The sequence below is a fragment of the Thiocapsa sp. genome (genome assembly GCF_018399035.1).
Lineage (GTDB): Bacteria > Pseudomonadota > Gammaproteobacteria > Chromatiales > Chromatiaceae > Thiocapsa.
The window spans coordinates 99,066-115,301 of record NZ_CP073760.1; the positions used below are offsets into that span (position 1 = coordinate 99,066).

The window sequence follows — 16,236 nt, forward strand, 5'->3', positions numbered from 1 at the left end:
ATAACCGATAACCGATAACCGATAACCGATAACCGATAACCGATAACCGATAACCGATAACCGATCCCATCGCCATCCATGGATCACCGAGAGACCTCATAAACCTACCCATGAATTTCGATTTTCCTGCCTTTTTGGTGTTGGCATCCGTCGTGACCGGCGGGATCTGGCTGATCGATGCGGTGATGTTCGCGCCGCGTCGTCGTCGCTTGGCCGAGGCTGCGGTCGGCGGAGGCGCGCTCTCCGATCAGACAAGACCGGCTTACAAGGAACCGGTTTTGGTCGAGTATGCGCGCTCCTTCTTTCCGGTTATCTTCGCCGTTTTGGTGCTGCGCTCCTTTTTGGTCGAGCCGTTTCGGATCCCGTCGAACTCGATGATGCCGACGCTTCTGACCGGGGATTTCATCCTGGTCAACAAGTTCGCCTACGGGCTGCGGTGGCCGGTGCTCAACTCCCGCTTCCTCGAGATCGGGGATCCTCAGGTGGGCGACGTGGTTGTATTCAAGTTTCCGCAGGACACCTCGGTGGACTACATCAAGCGTGTGGTCGGTGTTCCGGGCGACGAGATCGCTTACCGAAACAAGACGCTCTATCGCAACGGCGAGCCGGTCGCGCAGTTGCCGATCGGTCGCTATACGGGTGTCGGATCGGGGGCGGAGATGACCGGGGCGCGCGAGGCGCTCGAGAAGCTGGGCGAGGTCGAACATCGGATCCTGACGCGACAGAACGCCCCCGACCTGCCGCCAGGGTGTCGGGTCCTGGCCTCTAATCCGATCAAGGTCCCGGAAGGCCAGTACTTCGCGATGGGCGACAATCGCGACAACAGCAACGACAGTCGCTGCTGGGGTTTCGTGCCCGAGAACAACCTGGTCGGCAAGGCATTCGGTATCTGGATGCATTGGGACGGACGTCGTGACGGTTCCCCGATCGCCTGGGGACGTCTCGGCAACGGGATCGATTGATCGGATCGCAATGGGCCGCCGGATCATGACATCCGGTTCCCGCGGAGGTGCTTGTGAGATTGCGATTGAACGGCCGTCAAGGCGGAGCGGGGATGTTGTCGATCCTCGTCATCCTCTCGCTGGTGATCTTTTTCGTGACCCTCCTGTTTAAGCTGGGTCCGGCATACATGGGATTCTGGACGATCAAATCCGTCATGGATAATGTCGCCGAGCAATCGACACCGATCAGCGGCGGCACACGCGAGATCGCCAATCAGATCGGCAAGCGGCTCGACATCAACAATGTGGACCAGGTAAGCGCCAAGGATTTCAAGATTCGGCGTACCGGCGAGAACCTCTACGAGGTGACCCTCGACTACGAGCAGCGTCAGCACGTCTTTTTCAATATCGACACGGTCTTGACCTTCGCCTATCAGGTGGAGGTGAAGGGCCAATGACGGGCGATCCGACGAAGGTCGATCCGTGAACGCCGATCCCCTCAGGCTCGCTCGGCTCATCGGACACAAGTTCGCGCGCGAGGAGCTCCTCCTTCAGGCGTTGACCCACCGCAGCGCAGGATCCGCCAACAACGAGCGTTTGGAATTTCTCGGCGATGCCTTGATCGGTTTCGTGATCGCCGAGGCGCTGTGGCGGCGCTTTCCCGAGGCCGATGAAGGGACCTTGAGCCGCATGCGCGCCTCCCTGGTCAAGCGCGAGACCCTGGCCGCGCTGGCCCGCGGGCTCGATCTGGGTGATTACCTGCATCTGGGTGCGGGGGAGCTGCGTACCGGCGGCTATGCCCGAGACTCGATCCTCGCGGATGCCTTCGAGGCCCTCTGGGGGGCCGTCTATCTGGATGCGGGATTTGCGTCGACACGCGAGCTGGTCTTGCGTCTGTTTGCCACGCGCTTGGCGCAGACCAGCGCGACCCATGCCGGGAAAGATCCCAAAACCCAACTGCAGGAATGGCTCCAGGCCCAGCGCCGGCCGCTCCCCGAATATACGGTCGTGGCCACCGGCGGCGATCAACATGCCCAAACCTTTGTCGTCAGTTGCGCGCTCGCCGACGCGGATCTCAGTACCCGCGCCGAGGGCGGTACCCGACGCGGTGCGGAACAAGCGGCGGCACATGCCATGCTGGAGCAGCTCAAGAATGTCTGAAAACATCGTCGGTCGTTGCGGGACCGTGGCCATCATCGGGCGGCCGAACGTCGGCAAGTCGACCTTGCTCAACCGTCTGATGGGCCAAAAGCTCGCCATCACCTCGCACAAGGCGCAGACCACGCGCCACTCCATCCTGGGCATCAAGACGCGTCCCGAGGGCCAGATCCTCTTCGTCGACACCCCGGGCATCCATCAGCGCGGGGCGAACGCACTCAATCGCTATCTGAATCGCGCGGCCCGCACGGCGATCAGCGATACCGATTTGGCGCTCTTCGTGGTCGAGGCGCTGCGCTGGACCGACGAGGACGCCGCAGCCCTCGAGGCCATCGCGAACGCGGGCGTGCCCGTGATTGCGGCCGTCAACAAGGTCGACCGCATCTCGAACAAGGAGGATCTGCTGCCCTATCTGCAGGATCTCGGTCAGCGTCACGCCTTCGTGGATCTGATCCCGGTCTCGGCGGCGAACGGGGATCAGGTCGATGTGCTCGAGCTCGCCCTGCTGCGCGGCCTGCCCGAGGGCGAGCCGGTCTTTCCCGAGGATCAAATCACCGATCGCTCCGAGCGCTTCTTTGCCGCCGAGCTGGTGCGCGAGCAACTGGTGCAGCGCTACGGCGAGGAGCTGCCGTATCGCACGACGGTGGAGATCGAGCGTTTCGAGGAGGCCGGCGGGCGCTACAAGATCAACGCCCTGATCTGGGTCGAGCGCCAGAGCCAGAAGGCCATCATCATCGGTCGGCAGGGCGAGGCCCTGAAGGCCGCCGCCACGCAGGCGCGCCTGGAGATGCAGAAGGTGTTCGGCTGCCCGGTGCATCTGGAGGTCTGGGTGAAGGTGAAGAAGAGCTGGTCGAGCGACGAGGCCGCCTTGGGACGTCTCGGCTACGGAGATGGACCCCTGGACGGGCGCGGGGGCAGTTGAGCCCGCAGCGTGAACGCTCGCGGGTCTTTGTTTCAGGCCTTCGTGCTGCATCGGCGCGATTACGGCAACACCAGTCTCCTGCTCGAGGTCTTCGCCGCCGGGCGAGGGCGATTCCCGGCGATCGCCAAGGGTGCCCGCCGAGCGCGCCATCCCACCAGTGCCCTGCTCCAGCCGTTTCAACCCCTGTGGTTGGATGCCGTCGGCCGCGGCGAGGTCTTGACCCTGACCCGGGTCGAGGCTGCCGGGCCGGCGATCGGTCTGCTCGGGCGCCCGCTGCTGTGCGGCTTTTATCTCAACGAGCTGTTGGTTCGCCTGCTCGGTCGCGATGATCCGCACGACCCGTTGTTCGCCTTCTATCATGCCGCGCTGACGGGTTTGGCGAGCGGGGAGGACCTTGAAAGCCTGCTCCGGCAGTTCGAGATTCGGCTGCTCGACGAGCTGGGCTACGCGCTCGCTCTGGATGTCGAGGCCGGTTGCGATCGGCCGGTCGTCCCTGCGGGGACCTATGTGCTCGTCCCCGGACAGGGCATGCTGCAGGCGCAGGCGGACGATCGCGCCGAGCGCATATCCGGTGCGACCTTGCTCGCCTTGGCGCAGGGCGATCCGTTGGCCCCGCATCAGCTGCGCGAGGCGCGGGCACTTCTGCGGCGCCTTCTGGAGCCCCACCTCGGAGGGCGTCCGCTGAAAAGCCGCGAGCTCTTCCGGCGCTTTGCCGTCGCGTCCGCCCCAATCTCCGGATCGGGATCCGGATCGGAACCGGGAGCGGCGCCGTGCACCTCTCGCGACTCGACGCATGTCGGAATTACGAATCGGAGTCTTGAATCTTGACCAGTCAAACCGCTGCCGGGGTCCTGCTCGGCGTCAACATCGATCATGTCGCGACCATTCGCCGTGCGCGCGGGACGCGCTATCCGGAGCCGATCCAGGCCGCCCTGGTGGCCGAGCAAGCGGGCGCGGACTCGATCACGCTGCATCTGCGCGAGGATCGTCGCCACATCCAGGAGCGCGATGTCGAGCTGCTCTGCGGCATCCTGCAAACCCGCATGAATCTCGAGATGGCGGCCACCGCCGAGATGGGAGACATCGCCTGTCGGCTGAAACCGGCCGATTGCTGCCTGGTGCCGGAGCGTCGCGAGGAGCTCACCACGGAAGGCGGTTTGGACGTTCGTGCGAATCGGCCCCACCTGCAGGATTTTTGCGCACGCCTGGCCGACGCCGGGATCCGTGTCTCGCTGTTCATCGACGCCGATCCGGACCAGATCGAGGCAGCGCACGCCGTGGGTGCACCCGTGATCGAGATCCACACCGGGCATTATACCGACGCCGAGACCGCCGCTGCGCGCGCGGAGGAGCTGGCCCGCATTCGACGCGCGGTCAACCTCGGGCTTTCGCTCGGTTTGCAGGTGAACGCCGGGCACGGCCTCGACTACCACAACGTGAAGGCGATCGCGGCCATTCCGGGCGTGCGCGAGCTCAACATCGGCCATGCCATCATCGCCCGCGCCATCTTCTCGGGCCTCGATCAAGCCGTTCGGGATATGAAGGACGTGATCGATACGGCGGTGGCTGCAGGGCCCTGATGCGCGTGCCTCGACTTTCTCGTTCAAGCCATTCGGGGCAACATGAATGGGTTGGTCGGGCAAAGCGAAGCGTGCCCAACTCGCGCCGGGCATCTCAGGGAGCCGCGGCAGGCTTGAGATCCCGAACGGCCGCAGTCATCACGCCGGCCACGCCTGTGCATTTATCCACGGCCCTTAGCGGGGACGCGGTTTAAAATTTTATAATTTTTAATCTCTTAAACCGCGCCAGCTCCAGCGGCCGTCAAGTCTGCCGGGGCCGATCCCATCCAAAAACATCACATACCGCACTCGGCGCGGTTTAGACTGTGCGTCGGGACGAGGGGTCCCGTCGGTGATTCCGCTGCGCTATGTCTACAGAGACGCTCATCCTTGTCCTTGCCATCGATCGCGGTGCGGGTCCCGCTCCGCTGACGGAGCACCGCACGAAGGCGGCGGTGCCCTTCGGGGGCAAGTTCCGCGTGATCGACTTCACCTTGGCCAACTGTCTGCATTCCGGGTTGCGACAGGTCCTGGTGCTGACCCAATACAAGAGTCACTCGCTGCACAAACATCTGCGCGACGGCTGGTCGATCTTCAATCCCGAGCTGCGCGAGTTCATCACCCCGGTCCCGCCGCAGATGCGCGAGAGCCAGGAGTGGTACGCCGGTCCCTTCGACGCCATCCGTCAGAATCGCTATCTGATCGAGCGCAGCCGTGCCCGGCAGATCCTGGTCTTGGACGGAGGCGCCGTCTACCGCATGGATTACGCCGAGCTGGTGCGCGCGCATGCGGAGTCCAAGGCCGAGATCACGGTCGCGGTTCGCGCGGTCAACGGGCGCGGCTCCGGGACTCAGGCGCGGGTCGAGCTGACCGAGGGCGAGCGTATCGCCGGGTTCAGTCCACCGGCGTCGGCGCCGCTCGAGAATCTGCTCGCCGCGCCGATTCCGGACGAGACCGAGCGCTTGGAGACCATGGGTGTCTATGTCTTCGACCGTGGTTTTCTGCTCGAAGAGATGGCGCGTCTGGATCAGGAGCGCCGTGATGAAGGCGCGGTTGCCGACACGGATCTGGCCCTGGATATCGTCGCACGCGTCGTCGCCGATCACCGTGTCGTCGCCTATCGTTTCGGCCAAGACCGCGGGCGGGTGACCCCGGATCGCTACTGGTGCGATCTGGCCTCGATCGACGCCTATTACCAAGCGAATATGGCCCTTTTGCGCGCCGAGCCGCCTCTGGATCTCTATCAGGCCGACTGGAACATCCACACCTATCAGGGCCAGTATCCGCCGGCCCGCACGGTTCCGGGTGCGACGAGCGGGAACGAGGGCATCTTCGTCAACTCCATGTTGGCCGCGGGCACCGTGATCAGCGGCGGCGGGGTCAATCATTCGGTCCTCTTCCCGAAGGTGCGGGTGCAGGACGGGGCCATCGTGGAGGCATCCATCCTCTTCAACGGCGTGACGGTCGGGCAGGGCGCGCACCTGCGCAACTGCATCGTCGAGAAGGACGTGGAGATCCCCCCGCGGACGCAGATCGGACACGATCCGAAGGCCGACCGCGAGCGCTTCACCGTCTCCGAGAAGGGCGTGGTGGTGGTCACCAAGATTCCCTAAGTGGACGCCGCTGCGCTGCAAGGTGTCTATGCGAGGCTGCTCGACGCCTTCGGCGCACAGGACTGGTGGCCTGCGCAGAGCGCCTTCGAGGTGATGATCGGGGCGATCCTGACGCAAAATACCGCCTGGACGAACGTCGAGCGCGCATTGGTGCGCTTGCAGTCGCGTGTTCCGCTCGACGCCGAGTCGATCCTCGCCTTGGATCCGCTCGAGCTCGCCGATGCGCTGCGGCCTTCCGGGTATTTCAACGTCAAGTCGCAGCGGGTGCGGGCGTTTTGCGGGGCGTATCTGCAGGCCGGCGGCCATCGGGGGCTGGATGCGCTGACGACACCCGAGCTGCGCGCTCGGCTCCTGGCGATCAACGGGATCGGCCCCGAGACTGCCGACGACATCCTCCTCTACGCCTTCGACCGCCCCGTCTTCGTCGTCGATGCCTATACGCGCCGGATCTTCGAACGCCTGGGTCTGCTCGCCGGCGGGGAGACCTACGACGGCATTCGTCGCGCCTTCGAGCAGGCACTCGGCCCTGACGTGCCGATGCTCAAGGAGTACCATGCGCTCATCGTGTCGCAGGGCAAGGAGGTCTGTCGGACGCGTCCCGCATGTGAGCGTTGCGCACTGCGCCGGACCTGCGCCGCGGCAGCGGCGAGGCCCTCGGATTCATTCACTTCATCGCGCACGTCGCAGCGGCGTCGGCGCGGGACAACAGCATCAGAAGAGACCCCATGATCGAGCTTCGGACCTACGTCTTCATCGATTCGCTTCAGCCGCAGCTCGCCGAGTATTTAGGCACCGTCTCGCAAGGCTTCCTGCCGGTGCCGGGCGATGCCTGTCTCTGGATCGAGGTCGCGCCCGGGATGGCGGTACACCGTCTGACGGATATCGCGCTGAAGGCGACGCGTGTGCATTTAGGGCAGCAGGTGGTCGAGCGCGCCTTCGGGTCCATGGTCATCCACCATCGCGATCAGAGCGACGTCATGGACGCCGGTCGAGCGGTCTTGAATGCGCTCGACACGACCGAGGGCGCCCGCAAGACCTGCCGAATCGCCTGGAAGGAGACGATCCGCTCGATCACGCCGGACCACGCGGTCCTGATCAATCGGCAGGATCGGCGCGGATCCATGATCCTGCCCGGGCAAAGCATGTTCTTCCTGGAGACCGAGCCCGCCGGCTATGTGGTTTACGCCGCCAACGAGGCGGAGAAGGCGTCGAACGTGACGCTGATCGACGTGCGTGCCGTCGGCGCTTTCGGACGTCTGACCTTGGCCGGGCGCGAGGCCGATATCGATGCCGCCGGGAAAGCGGCCGTCGCTGCCATCCATAACCTTTCGAGGGGTTGATGCCACGCCGATCCTCTGTCGGAGCTGAGTAGGCGGCGTGGGTTTGCGAACCCCGGCTTGCGCCGTGGCCGTTGTTGCGGCTCCGTGCTGCCGTCGATCGGCAGGGACATCCCGCCGCTGCCGGAGGCCATCGCCGATTTCAAGGTTGCACTGGAGCGCTGCCGCGTGGCCGAGGAGGCATTGCGGCGGGAGATGATCGGCGGCGGCTGGATAACATGCCACACCGACAAGGATTGATCCATCGATGACGGACAGATCCGATCCGATCAGCCTCGCCCAGCTCCAAAGCTATCTCTGGGGCGCTGCCACCATCCTGCGCGGCCTCATCGACGCGGGCGATTACAGGTAATTCATCTTCCCGCTGGTCTTCTACAAGCGCTTCATGACCCGGATGCTCAAGCCCCAACCGGGCGAGCGCATCTATTTTTTCAACTCGCCGATGGAGGCGTGCGTCGTCGTTTGCCGCGCCCGCAAGCCGCCCGAGCGCCAAGGGCGGATCCTCTTCATCGACGCCATCACCCGCGAGCCGCTCAAGCCGGTCGCGGATCTCGGCACGCCCGGCTCGCGCCTGCGCAACCCGGCGATTGCCGCCGTCCTGCACGATCTGCACTGGGCCGAGACCAAAGGCTCCGGGATCCGCACCCCGAGCAAGCACGTTTGCCGCTCAAACTGCGCTACCCGGAGAGTGCCAAGCACCCGCATCAGGCGTATGTAGCGACCGAGATCGCACAGGAAGACCGGCATGAGTGATGGGCAGACAGCGCCAACGCGGACCTGGACGCCGAATTGGGCCTCACCGCCCGGCGACACCATCGCCGATCTGCTGGACGAACGGCGTTGGACCCAAGCCGATTTCGCCGCGCGGACCGGCTTCACCGTTCAGCACCTCAACGACCTGATCACGGGCCACGCCCCGATCACCGCCGAGACCGCCGCTGGCCTGGATCGCGTCCTCGGCGGCACGGTCGAATTCTGGCTCACCCGTGAGGAGCAGTATCGCGCCGCGTTGGGGCGCCTGAATGACCCAAGCCGCTTACGGGGATGCGTTCAGTATGCTGGCCCGCCGTTAACCACGCAGGATCTCTGCGCGCCGGTTGACGACCCTGACAATTGATACCTCGACGGAGCAGCAGGTGATGAAACCAGGATGGCAACGCTGGCGATTCGAGCAGATGGCTCAGAGCATCAACGAGCGTGTCGACGATCCGAGTCAGGCGGGGGTTGAGTATTACGTCGGACTCGAACACCTGGATTCGGACAGTCTGAAGATCCGCCGTTGGGGCGTACCGGACGATGTCTCTCGATCGAACACATTTGATCGAGTTGGATTCGTTGGAATACGGATTGACGGCGGGCGATCCTGGAACGGTCGTGATGATTCACGCGGGCGGCGAAGGCTTCGAGGTCGAATTCGTCACCCTGGATGGAGAAACCCTGGCGGTGGCCAGTCTCTCGGCGGCGCAAGTCAGGCCAGTCGCGCGCCATGAAATCGCGCATGCTCGCCCGCTTGCCGCTTCACCGGGGTGAAGGACGATTCATCCATGACAACTTGGGAGCGCGACGGATGAAGGCCATCTATCACCCCGATGACGACATCCTGGAACTCCGCATCAGCGACAAGCCGGTCAGCCGCGAGGTTGCGCATGGCTGGAATCTGAACATCAGCTATGCGGAAGACGGCAGCGTCGTGGAGATCCTGTTGCTGGAAGCGCGCGAGCAGGGACTTTATCCGATCGTCCTGGATCAGAAAGCCGCGCGATGTCACTGCCGAGGTCGGTGCAACGTCGGGCAGCGATCCGCTTTCGTCAGATCCGCCCGAGCCTCCTCCATCCGAAAGGTTCGCGGACATGGCAATGGAGACGTGTCTTCGACTAAGAGATCGAGAACCTCCCGCGCGTTTTGGAGCGCTTCCTCGTAAGTGGCTCCATGGGTATGCACGAATGGACCAAACTCGGGAAGCGAGGCGACATACGCTTGATCGTCCTCGGACCATTGAATCAGAATGCTGTAGTGAATGTTCATGATTCTTCCGCAATTTCATACAGATATCGGAGCACGGTCTGCTCCTGGTACGGTTTTGCGTCATCGCCATCATGGCCCGACAGGATCAGTTTGTCCTTGAACCTTGGATGGGACCACTTCGTGTGGCTCCCTTTGGCCCGTTCGCACAGGCATCCGGCTTTTAACAGCAAGCTTTTGAGCTGCCTTATTTTTCTCGGCACAGGGATAGAGCCTTTTTGCTCGGTCAAATGCCAAGCTGGTCGAACAGATCGCGAGCGTCCTTGGCGTGATAAACCTCTTCGCCGCGCTCGCTTTTCGCCAGCGTTTCCGCCGTGAGCGGGTTCGGCATGCGTAGCTCAAACGGCAGCGCCTTCTCTTTTGCGACCCTGGTCAAGACCATGCGCATGGACGACTCGGACACAGAGAGTTAGTCATGCGCCCCTCCGCCTAGGCGCGCAGTGCGGCAGGCTCGCTTTCAACGGCCGAGATCGTCATGGAAACTCTCCAGCAACAGTGGTCGATGCTCGAACACCAGTCGTTCGATTTCTCGCAGTTGGCTCGCGCCATGCCACGATGACGCGCCAGTGAGATGGGGTCGAGCCAGAACTTGCACTCACCTTCCGCGCCACGAACATGAATGTGCGGCGGTTCGTTCCCCTCGTCGGAGTAGAAATGGAAACGAAAACCGCGAATTCTTAAAACAGTCGGCATCGTTTGAGCAAAATCCCTGGGGCTCGATCTCGGGGCACCGTCACCACGATTATAGAGCACTCCACGGGAGGTCAGGCATGCCCTTCACCGAATCCAACACCGTCGAAGCCTATCTGCATGATCTGCTTACCGGTCCCTTCGGTCGGCATGCCGTTCGGGCCAAACCATGAGCATGTCACGGTGCGCCTGATCGACTTCGAGGATCTGGAGCAGAACCAATACGTCGTCACCACCCAATACCTCTTTCGCGCCGGTCCGGCCGAGCGCCGTGCCGATCCGGTGCTGTTGATCAACGGCTTCCCGCTGATCCTCATCGAGGCCAAGACCCCGGTACGCCCGGCGGTGAGCTGGGTCGACGCGGCGCTCCAGATCCACGAGAACTACGAGCAGTTCATCCCGGAGCTGTTCGCGTGCAACGTCTTCAGCGTGGCCACCGAGGGTAAGGAGCTGCGCTTCGGCTCGATCCGGATGCCCATCAATCTGTGGGGGCCGGGCGGATGGACGAGGACGCCGCGCCCCGGGGTTTCAGCGATCTGCAGCGGGCGGTCGCGGGCCTGCTGGACCCGGCCACGGTGCTCGATATCCTCGCCAACTTCACCCTGTTCGCCACCGACCAGAAAAAGCGCCGGCTGAAGATCGTCTGCCGCTTTCAGCAATACGAGGGCGCCAACCGCATCGTGGCGCGGGTGGTTGCCGGCTACCCCAAGAAGGGCCTGATCTGGCATTTCCAGGGCTCCGGAAAATCGCTGCTGATGGTGTTGGCCGCGCAGAAACTGCGCTTGCATCCGGCCCTGAAGAATCCCGCGGTGCTGATCGTGGTCGACCGCCTCGACCTGGATACCCAGATCAGCGCGACCTTCCATGCCTCCGACATCCCCAATCTGGTCAAGGCCGAGACCCGCAAGGAGTTAAAGCGGCTGCTCCGGCAGGACACGCGCAAGATCATCATCGCTTTCCTCAAGGAACTGCTCGAGCTGGCGCGCGAGCTGGTTGCCGCCGAGAAAGAGACCCCACCCGAAGAAGACGAGAACCGCGGCAAGGCCGCGCTCACCGAGCTATTTCAAGAGGCCCGCAATCCCGAAACCCCGGTGGTGGTCGAGCGCGTGGTGAACGACATTGATGAAATCGTGCGCCTGGTGCGCTTCCCGGGCTGGCAGCAGACCAGTGCCGGCGAGCGGGAGGTCAAGAAGGCCCTACGCAAGGCGTTGTTCAAGTACAAGCTCCATAGCGATTTGGAGCTGTTCGAGAAGGCGTATGGGTACGTGCGGCAGTATTACTAGAAGCGCCGTGAGTGCGCCATGGAGCCCGACGGGCAACGAAAAAGGGGCTAGGCTTTTGGCCTAACCCCTTGTCTTGTATTGGTACCGAGGGCCGGAGTCGAACCGGCATGGGGTCGCCCCCGTCAGATTTTGAGTCTGATGCGAGACATCAATTTGGATCCCCAGGCGGCTCAGCGCAACTTAGTGTAAGTCGCTGTATATCATTGCAATAACCCAGTTTTCCCTTGATTGTGCCGCACCTTAAGGTCTTGCGGAAGGTCACCTTATTCCGCTATTTTCACCCTCGAAAGTTCCCCCAGGGTTCCCCCAGAGGTTCCCCCAAACGCCCGAGGTTCCCGATGGCAACTGCACAAATCAATTTCACCGAGAGGGCTCTGGATGCTTGGGTCTCGAACACCCTCGCTGGGTACCGGACTGATCCCAGCTCGATCCCCTCGGACGGGGATGCCTGGATTCGGGACCGTGGAGGCAAGCAGTCCGTCCCTGGGCTTTGCCTGAGGATTCGGCTCAAGAAGAAGGGCGGCACCCCCACCCTGGACGATCCAATCATCGCCTTCTACCTTGTTCGGAAGATTCAAGGTAAGAAGCGTGCCCTCCGTATCGGGGAGCGGAAGGTGTTCACGGTCGAGTTGGCCAGGGACAAGACGCTTGAGGAGCTGCGGAACCTTGAGCAAGGTGTCGACCAGAGGGTGGAGCGTAAGCGTGACGCAGCCCGTCTAGCCAACGAAACAGCCGTGGCGAAGGGTGCAGCGGTGACCTATGGGCAAGTCCTTGAGCGGTTCTTGGAGCAAGCCGACCTGTCGGAAGGTACCCGCAAGAACTACCTTCTCGGGGTGACGACAACATTCAAGGCCCATGTGGACCGTCCCTTGTCCGAGTTCACCGAAACCTTCGTTCGGGAGCTTCACCGTGAACGCAGCAAGGAGAGTCCATCGCGGGCAGACCATGACTTCCGCGTCCTACGGCTCCTATGGAACTGGGCAAGGGATCAATATCGTGACGTGGAAGGAAACCCCATCTTTGGGGACAACCCCGTTTCCCTTGCCTTGAACAAGCGGAGAACGGCTGGGGCTACCAAGGCCCGGTGGAACGATGTTCCGAGGAAGGAGACCATCATCCCCGAAGAGCGCCTGGGGGATTGGTTCGCAGCCCTCCACGCCCTGAAAGCAGACCCGACCAGCCAAGGGGTGCGGGTGCGAGCGTGCGACCTCTTGGAAGCCTTGGTCCTGACAGGGCTCAGGTTGAACGAGCTGGCAACCTTGACGTGGGATCTGGTCGACTTCCAGCAGGGGACCATTAAGGTACCGGCACCCCGGTCGAAGAATGGCCGACCACTCCTTCGGCCCATGACCCGGCGCGTCAGGGAGATTCTGGAGGCACGCTTCCGGGAGAGGGACCGGTTCACCGTCACCGAACTGGAGAGCCCGTTGGTGTTCCCAGGACGCACCCATGTGAACCCGATCAAGGATCTCCGAGACCTCCACGAAGCGATCACCACCCGAACCGGTTTGGTGGCAACCTCTCACGACCTTCGGCGTGTCTTCGCATCCGCAGCTCTCAGGGAGGGTGTTCCGCAGTTGGTTCTCAAGCGGCTCCTGAACCACCTCTCCGGGTCGCGTGATGTCACGGCTGGTTACCAGATCTCGGGGCTGGGGGATCTGAGAGACGCCTCGCAGCTTGTAGAGAACCACATCCTCGGGAAGGCGGGTATGTTGCCTCCTCCCGATGGTAATCGCCCCACGGTAGAGAGCGGAGAGGACGCGGAGACCTTGATCGCTGACTTGGTTGGCGGGCTATCAGAGGAGAGGAGGGCAGCGGTCCTGGCGGCACTGCGGGGCGCGTGAAGGGGTTCACCGGGGTTCGGGTGAGTCTCGGGGGACACCACTGATGTAGGTCGTTTGACCCCGAGCCCTTAAACGGCTCCTTCGAATATACCGTTGGCGACAATTTCCAGAAACCTGGCCGACGGACCGGAGAATCCAGGTTCCGGTTCCGTGGCCGCTCCCAGGGTCTGCTGCCCCCGAGTCACCTAAGATTCAGGTCAGTAGTCAATATAATCGACACCTGGATGATTCTTGTGCTCAGCCCAAGCCCTTTTCAGGCTCTTTAACAAATCCGATATTAATCGTTCGTCTTTCGCTGCATTAGGCCCTACATAATCGTTTCCCTGTGCAAAGGTCTCATTTCTGAGCTTCATTTCTGGTGTTGCTTGTTCAAACCCAACAGGCGATAAGTGTTTTGGCACTGTACTGATATGGACATCCCCGTCTCTGTCGACCCAAAGAACATGGTGGCCGGCCCCGTCATCACACTCTGCAACTAACGCTGCTAACTGTTCGATGGTAGGTGAGTTGTTGAGATTCATTTGTCCTCCTGGATAAATTTACCTGGTGATCCCGCTTACGCGGTCCGCGTCCCTACCAACTGAGATTGCAGAACGAACATGACGCTCGTAGCGCGGCTCGGCTGAAGCGAAATTATTAGGTGTCACTCGATTTGAGCGATGGTTTTTCGGTGATATTTAAGATGTGCGGGATCTATCGTGTGATCTGCGTGAACTGTGAGCCTTCCATCTACGCCGGCTAGTGAGTAGTCTTCTCGAACTGACAGCGTTCCTCCATCAAGCATGACATGGTGATTGGGGCAGAGACATAGGACATTGGGCACCACGTCTGGGCCGTCATGTGGTCCTCCAAGTGGGCGAATATGTGCACCTTCAGCGTATGGGCCACTCTGTGTTGAGAGCGCAGTGCCGCAAACCTGACATTCGAAGTTGTACAGGCGCTTCACATAGTCAGTAATCGCGGTCTCGCGGACAATTCGAGTTGACGTGGTGTCTGTTCGCGCGGGCGTTTCCGAACCAGCAGGCGGATTCGAGAGCGTTGGCTTGACTGTCGCGACTAGAACTGATGTGGAACGCGCCATCCTTACCAGGTATTGACGATCCGCGATCTTTGTGATGACGACTGACTCTCCTTCAGTCGCTCGGTGGTGCAGGAAAAAGCGCTTGATCTGACCTCGGGCATGGCGGGGAATTCGTTTCCTACTATCGATATCTGTATCAACCTCCTCGTTTGTACCTTCAAAGATAAAACGGATAGGCAGTGCTGCGAGATTCCGGTTGTTGCCGCCCCATGAATCAGATGGAAAGAAACCAGAACCACTCTCGACTCTAAAGTGACTATTTTTAAGATTCTTTGCGGTGATTACGATATTCATCTGTTTCGACGGAGAATCGCTTAAGTTCGAAGTGGAGGCTACGACACCCAACGGATAGGTGAAGCGGCCACGCTGGCGTGATGTTTCGGAGTCAGCACCGCGCCAGCGGAGTCCGGTCCTAACCTCCTATTAGGTGCTAATTATTTCGGCCGATACACCTTAGAACATGCAAGATAAGCTTGGTCACGAAAGTCATCCGTTGAACGCTGCCGCATACTCTCCGAGAGATATCGCGGAAGATCGTATGCTGATATTACGAACGACTCTGCGATAGCGTTGCCCTCTGACAGCTCGATTAGCTTAGCCATCGGCAACCCAACTTGCCGGCCCCTCATGATTGTCTCCGCTAGATTCGCAATATTTTGGCACTTGGTTCGCCAGTCATCCTTTGTTGCATTTGCGAAGGTTCTTTCATCATTACCTAATGCGAGCTGTGGCTTCTCTGCGTCCCGTCTAGACTTCTCTGCGTTCCGTTTTGCTTGGCTCGTTTGGCTCTCATAGACTCGCCGGCATTCCGGCATTACTGTTTTCTCTAGGTAATCAGGGTGGTATTTATAGAATGGTCGCTTGAAAATTTCATATTGGACTGCGTCCGGCTTCAGGTAACATTTCTCGTTTATCACATCCATTGCCCAATTGGGAATTATCTTCGGCGACTCCAAATACCCACAGTCCTCTGTTGCGACAAAGATCATACCGCTTCCGGCCGCACCCCAGAAATTACTCTCTATACCATCTTGCCTCATCTCATTTTCCGCAGCTTCAACGGCTTTTCTTGCGCAGGCAAGCCAACGTTTATCGGTTACCTGTTCTACGCCGTATCCACTCATGACCAGATTAAAGTCATCATTAGACGTGGCGGATGAATTATGAGCGCAACCCGAAATCAAGGCAAAAAAGACAAAAAATGGAAAAGCATGCGTTTTTCCCTTTCTCATGCGTAACCCTCGGATAGGTCTAACCATCCTTCTGCTCCCTCTATTTCGTTCCAGCATACACCTAGCCGAATATCTAAATATCTTAGGCGACCCCATCATTCCCCAGAATGCATTCAAGTAAGGTTTGATCTAGATCGGAGAGGCCAACAAAAAAGCCGACCTCCTCGAACGATCAGCAATCGCCCTAGGCAGTTCGGCTTGGTCTGTCGTCATGACATTCGTTCCCTCCGTGAGATGGCGAGCAAATATAGCACAAGGTTTCGACCGTTTGCATCACAGGCTCCCCCGGCCCATCCCCTTATGGCCGTTCCGTACTCAAGGGCAGATCGAGACAGGTGCTGGACGATGCCGAAGGGGGATTATCGGCGCGAGGTGAGGGGGTCGAAGCGAAGCGCCCCCTGCTTAGGACGCGTGAGGATCCGAAAGGCTCCCAGCCAGAAGGTGTCACCTGACGGACAGCCACCGTCTGCTGATGGTCTCCGCTTGCCCTGCCCCTACGGATCCACCTCCATTCTGAGATCGCCCTCAATCCGCTTTTGGCAGTCCTGATTGGG

Annotated in this window: 23 protein-coding genes and 1 tRNA gene; 17 read left to right on the forward strand and 7 right to left on the reverse strand. The window is 61.0% G+C overall.

The window, feature by feature from the left end; translation table 11 throughout:
- Positions 1–110: 110 nt before the first annotated feature.
- The 14 genes from lepB (at position 111) to KFB96_RS00535 (ending at position 9,451) form a co-directional block, all read left to right on the forward strand.
- On the forward strand, positions 111–962 hold the full coding sequence (gene lepB / locus KFB96_RS00470; protein WP_213458458.1) for a signal peptidase I: 852 nt from the start codon (positions 111–113) through the stop codon (positions 960–962).
- 92 nt (positions 963–1,054) lie between these two features.
- Positions 1,055–1,399, forward strand: coding sequence for a DUF4845 domain-containing protein (locus KFB96_RS00475; protein ID WP_300971200.1), 345 nt, complete (start codon positions 1,055–1,057; stop codon positions 1,397–1,399).
- Between the two features lie 25 nt (positions 1,400–1,424).
- Positions 1,425–2,102 (forward strand): ribonuclease III, encoded by a 678-nt coding sequence (gene rnc, locus KFB96_RS00480; protein WP_213458460.1) that lies wholly within the window; start codon positions 1,425–1,427, stop codon positions 2,100–2,102.
- On the forward strand, positions 2,095–3,021 hold the full coding sequence (gene era, locus KFB96_RS00485) for a GTPase Era (protein ID WP_213458461.1): 927 nt from the start codon (positions 2,095–2,097) through the stop codon (positions 3,019–3,021). Before rnc ends, era begins: the two co-directional genes overlap by 8 nt.
- 27 nt (positions 3,022–3,048) lie before the next feature.
- Positions 3,049–3,849, forward strand: coding sequence for a DNA repair protein RecO (gene recO / locus KFB96_RS00490; RefSeq protein ID WP_300988664.1), 801 nt, complete (start codon positions 3,049–3,051; stop codon positions 3,847–3,849).
- A complete protein-coding gene (pdxJ, locus tag KFB96_RS00495; RefSeq protein WP_213458462.1) occupies positions 3,846–4,601 on the forward strand; it encodes a pyridoxine 5'-phosphate synthase in 756 nt (251 codons plus the stop codon). The genes recO and pdxJ overlap by 4 nt, the downstream gene beginning before the upstream one ends.
- A 347-nt stretch (positions 4,602–4,948) precedes the next feature.
- Complete coding sequence (locus KFB96_RS00500; RefSeq protein WP_213458463.1) at positions 4,949–6,193, forward strand: sugar phosphate nucleotidyltransferase; 1,245 nt, start codon at positions 4,949–4,951, stop codon at positions 6,191–6,193.
- On the forward strand, positions 6,194–6,922 hold the full coding sequence (locus KFB96_RS00505) for an endonuclease III domain-containing protein (protein WP_213458464.1): 729 nt from the start codon (positions 6,194–6,196) through the stop codon (positions 6,920–6,922).
- Positions 6,919–7,533, forward strand: a complete 615-nt coding sequence (locus KFB96_RS00510; RefSeq protein WP_213458465.1) for a hypothetical protein — start codon at positions 6,919–6,921, stop codon at positions 7,531–7,533. The genes KFB96_RS00505 and KFB96_RS00510 overlap by 4 nt, the downstream gene beginning before the upstream one ends.
- Before the next feature lie 84 nt (positions 7,534–7,617).
- Entirely contained in the window at positions 7,618–7,770 is a 153-nt protein-coding gene (locus tag KFB96_RS00515) for a hypothetical protein (protein ID WP_213458466.1), read from the forward strand.
- Between the two features lie 145 nt (positions 7,771–7,915).
- Positions 7,916–8,248, forward strand: coding sequence for a hypothetical protein (locus KFB96_RS00520; RefSeq protein WP_213458467.1), 333 nt, complete (start codon positions 7,916–7,918; stop codon positions 8,246–8,248).
- A 27-nt stretch (positions 8,249–8,275) separates the two neighbouring features.
- A complete protein-coding gene (locus KFB96_RS00525) occupies positions 8,276–8,647 on the forward strand; it encodes a helix-turn-helix domain-containing protein (RefSeq protein ID WP_213458468.1) in 372 nt (123 codons plus the stop codon).
- A 200-nt stretch (positions 8,648–8,847) separates the two neighbouring features.
- Positions 8,848–9,060, forward strand: coding sequence for a DUF4926 domain-containing protein (locus KFB96_RS00530; RefSeq protein ID WP_300971202.1), 213 nt, complete (start codon positions 8,848–8,850; stop codon positions 9,058–9,060).
- Positions 9,061–9,097: 37 nt separating this feature from the next.
- Positions 9,098–9,451 carry a DUF2283 domain-containing protein gene (locus KFB96_RS00535; RefSeq protein WP_213458470.1) on the forward strand — a complete coding sequence of 118 codons (354 nt, stop codon included), beginning with the start codon at positions 9,098–9,100 and terminating at the stop codon, positions 9,449–9,451.
- Between the two features lie 100 nt (positions 9,452–9,551).
- Here KFB96_RS00535 and KFB96_RS00540 read toward each other — a convergent pair whose 3' ends face one another.
- The 3 genes from KFB96_RS00540 to KFB96_RS00550 are packed head-to-tail and all read right to left on the reverse strand — an operon-like array spanning position 9,552 to position 10,245.
- Positions 9,552–9,755: a type II toxin-antitoxin system HicA family toxin gene (locus KFB96_RS00540; protein WP_213459772.1), complete on the reverse strand. Its 204-nt coding sequence runs from the start codon at positions 9,753–9,755 to the stop codon at positions 9,552–9,554.
- Between the two features lie 23 nt (positions 9,756–9,778).
- A complete protein-coding gene (locus KFB96_RS00545; protein ID WP_300971203.1) occupies positions 9,779–9,955 on the reverse strand; it encodes a type II toxin-antitoxin system RelB/DinJ family antitoxin in 177 nt (58 codons plus the stop codon).
- Between the two features lie 26 nt (positions 9,956–9,981).
- A complete protein-coding gene (locus KFB96_RS00550; protein ID WP_300971204.1) occupies positions 9,982–10,245 on the reverse strand; it encodes a DUF4160 domain-containing protein in 264 nt (87 codons plus the stop codon).
- A 117-nt stretch (positions 10,246–10,362) separates the two neighbouring features.
- Here KFB96_RS00550 and KFB96_RS26200 point away from each other — a divergent pair, with 117 nt between their 5' ends.
- Positions 10,363–10,878, forward strand: a complete 516-nt coding sequence (locus KFB96_RS26200; protein ID WP_300971205.1) for a type I restriction endonuclease — start codon at positions 10,363–10,365, stop codon at positions 10,876–10,878.
- A complete protein-coding gene (locus tag KFB96_RS00555; protein WP_300971765.1) occupies positions 10,818–11,525 on the forward strand; it encodes a DEAD/DEAH box helicase family protein in 708 nt (235 codons plus the stop codon). Before KFB96_RS26200 ends, KFB96_RS00555 begins: the two co-directional genes overlap by 61 nt.
- A 79-nt stretch (positions 11,526–11,604) precedes the next feature.
- On the opposite strand, the gene KFB96_RS00560 is transcribed toward KFB96_RS00555, so the two are convergent.
- Positions 11,605–11,692: transfer RNA gene (locus KFB96_RS00560), tRNA-Leu, on the reverse strand.
- Between the two features lie 171 nt (positions 11,693–11,863).
- Here KFB96_RS00560 and KFB96_RS00565 point away from each other — a divergent pair.
- On the forward strand, positions 11,864–13,369 hold the full coding sequence (locus KFB96_RS00565; RefSeq protein WP_213458473.1) for a tyrosine-type recombinase/integrase: 1,506 nt from the start codon (positions 11,864–11,866) through the stop codon (positions 13,367–13,369).
- A gap of 197 nt (positions 13,370–13,566) precedes the next feature.
- On the opposite strand, the gene KFB96_RS00570 is transcribed toward KFB96_RS00565, so the two are convergent.
- The 3 genes from KFB96_RS00570 to KFB96_RS00580 form a co-directional block, all read right to left on the reverse strand.
- Entirely contained in the window at positions 13,567–13,890 is a 324-nt protein-coding gene (locus tag KFB96_RS00570; protein ID WP_213458474.1) for a hypothetical protein, read from the reverse strand.
- 122 nt (positions 13,891–14,012) lie between these two features.
- Positions 14,013–14,744, reverse strand: a complete 732-nt coding sequence (locus tag KFB96_RS00575; protein ID WP_213458475.1) for an HNH endonuclease — start codon at positions 14,742–14,744, stop codon at positions 14,013–14,015.
- Positions 14,745–14,884: 140 nt separating this feature from the next.
- Entirely contained in the window at positions 14,885–15,682 is a 798-nt protein-coding gene (locus KFB96_RS00580; RefSeq protein WP_213458476.1) for a hypothetical protein, read from the reverse strand.
- Positions 15,683–16,236: the final 554 nt, after the last annotated feature.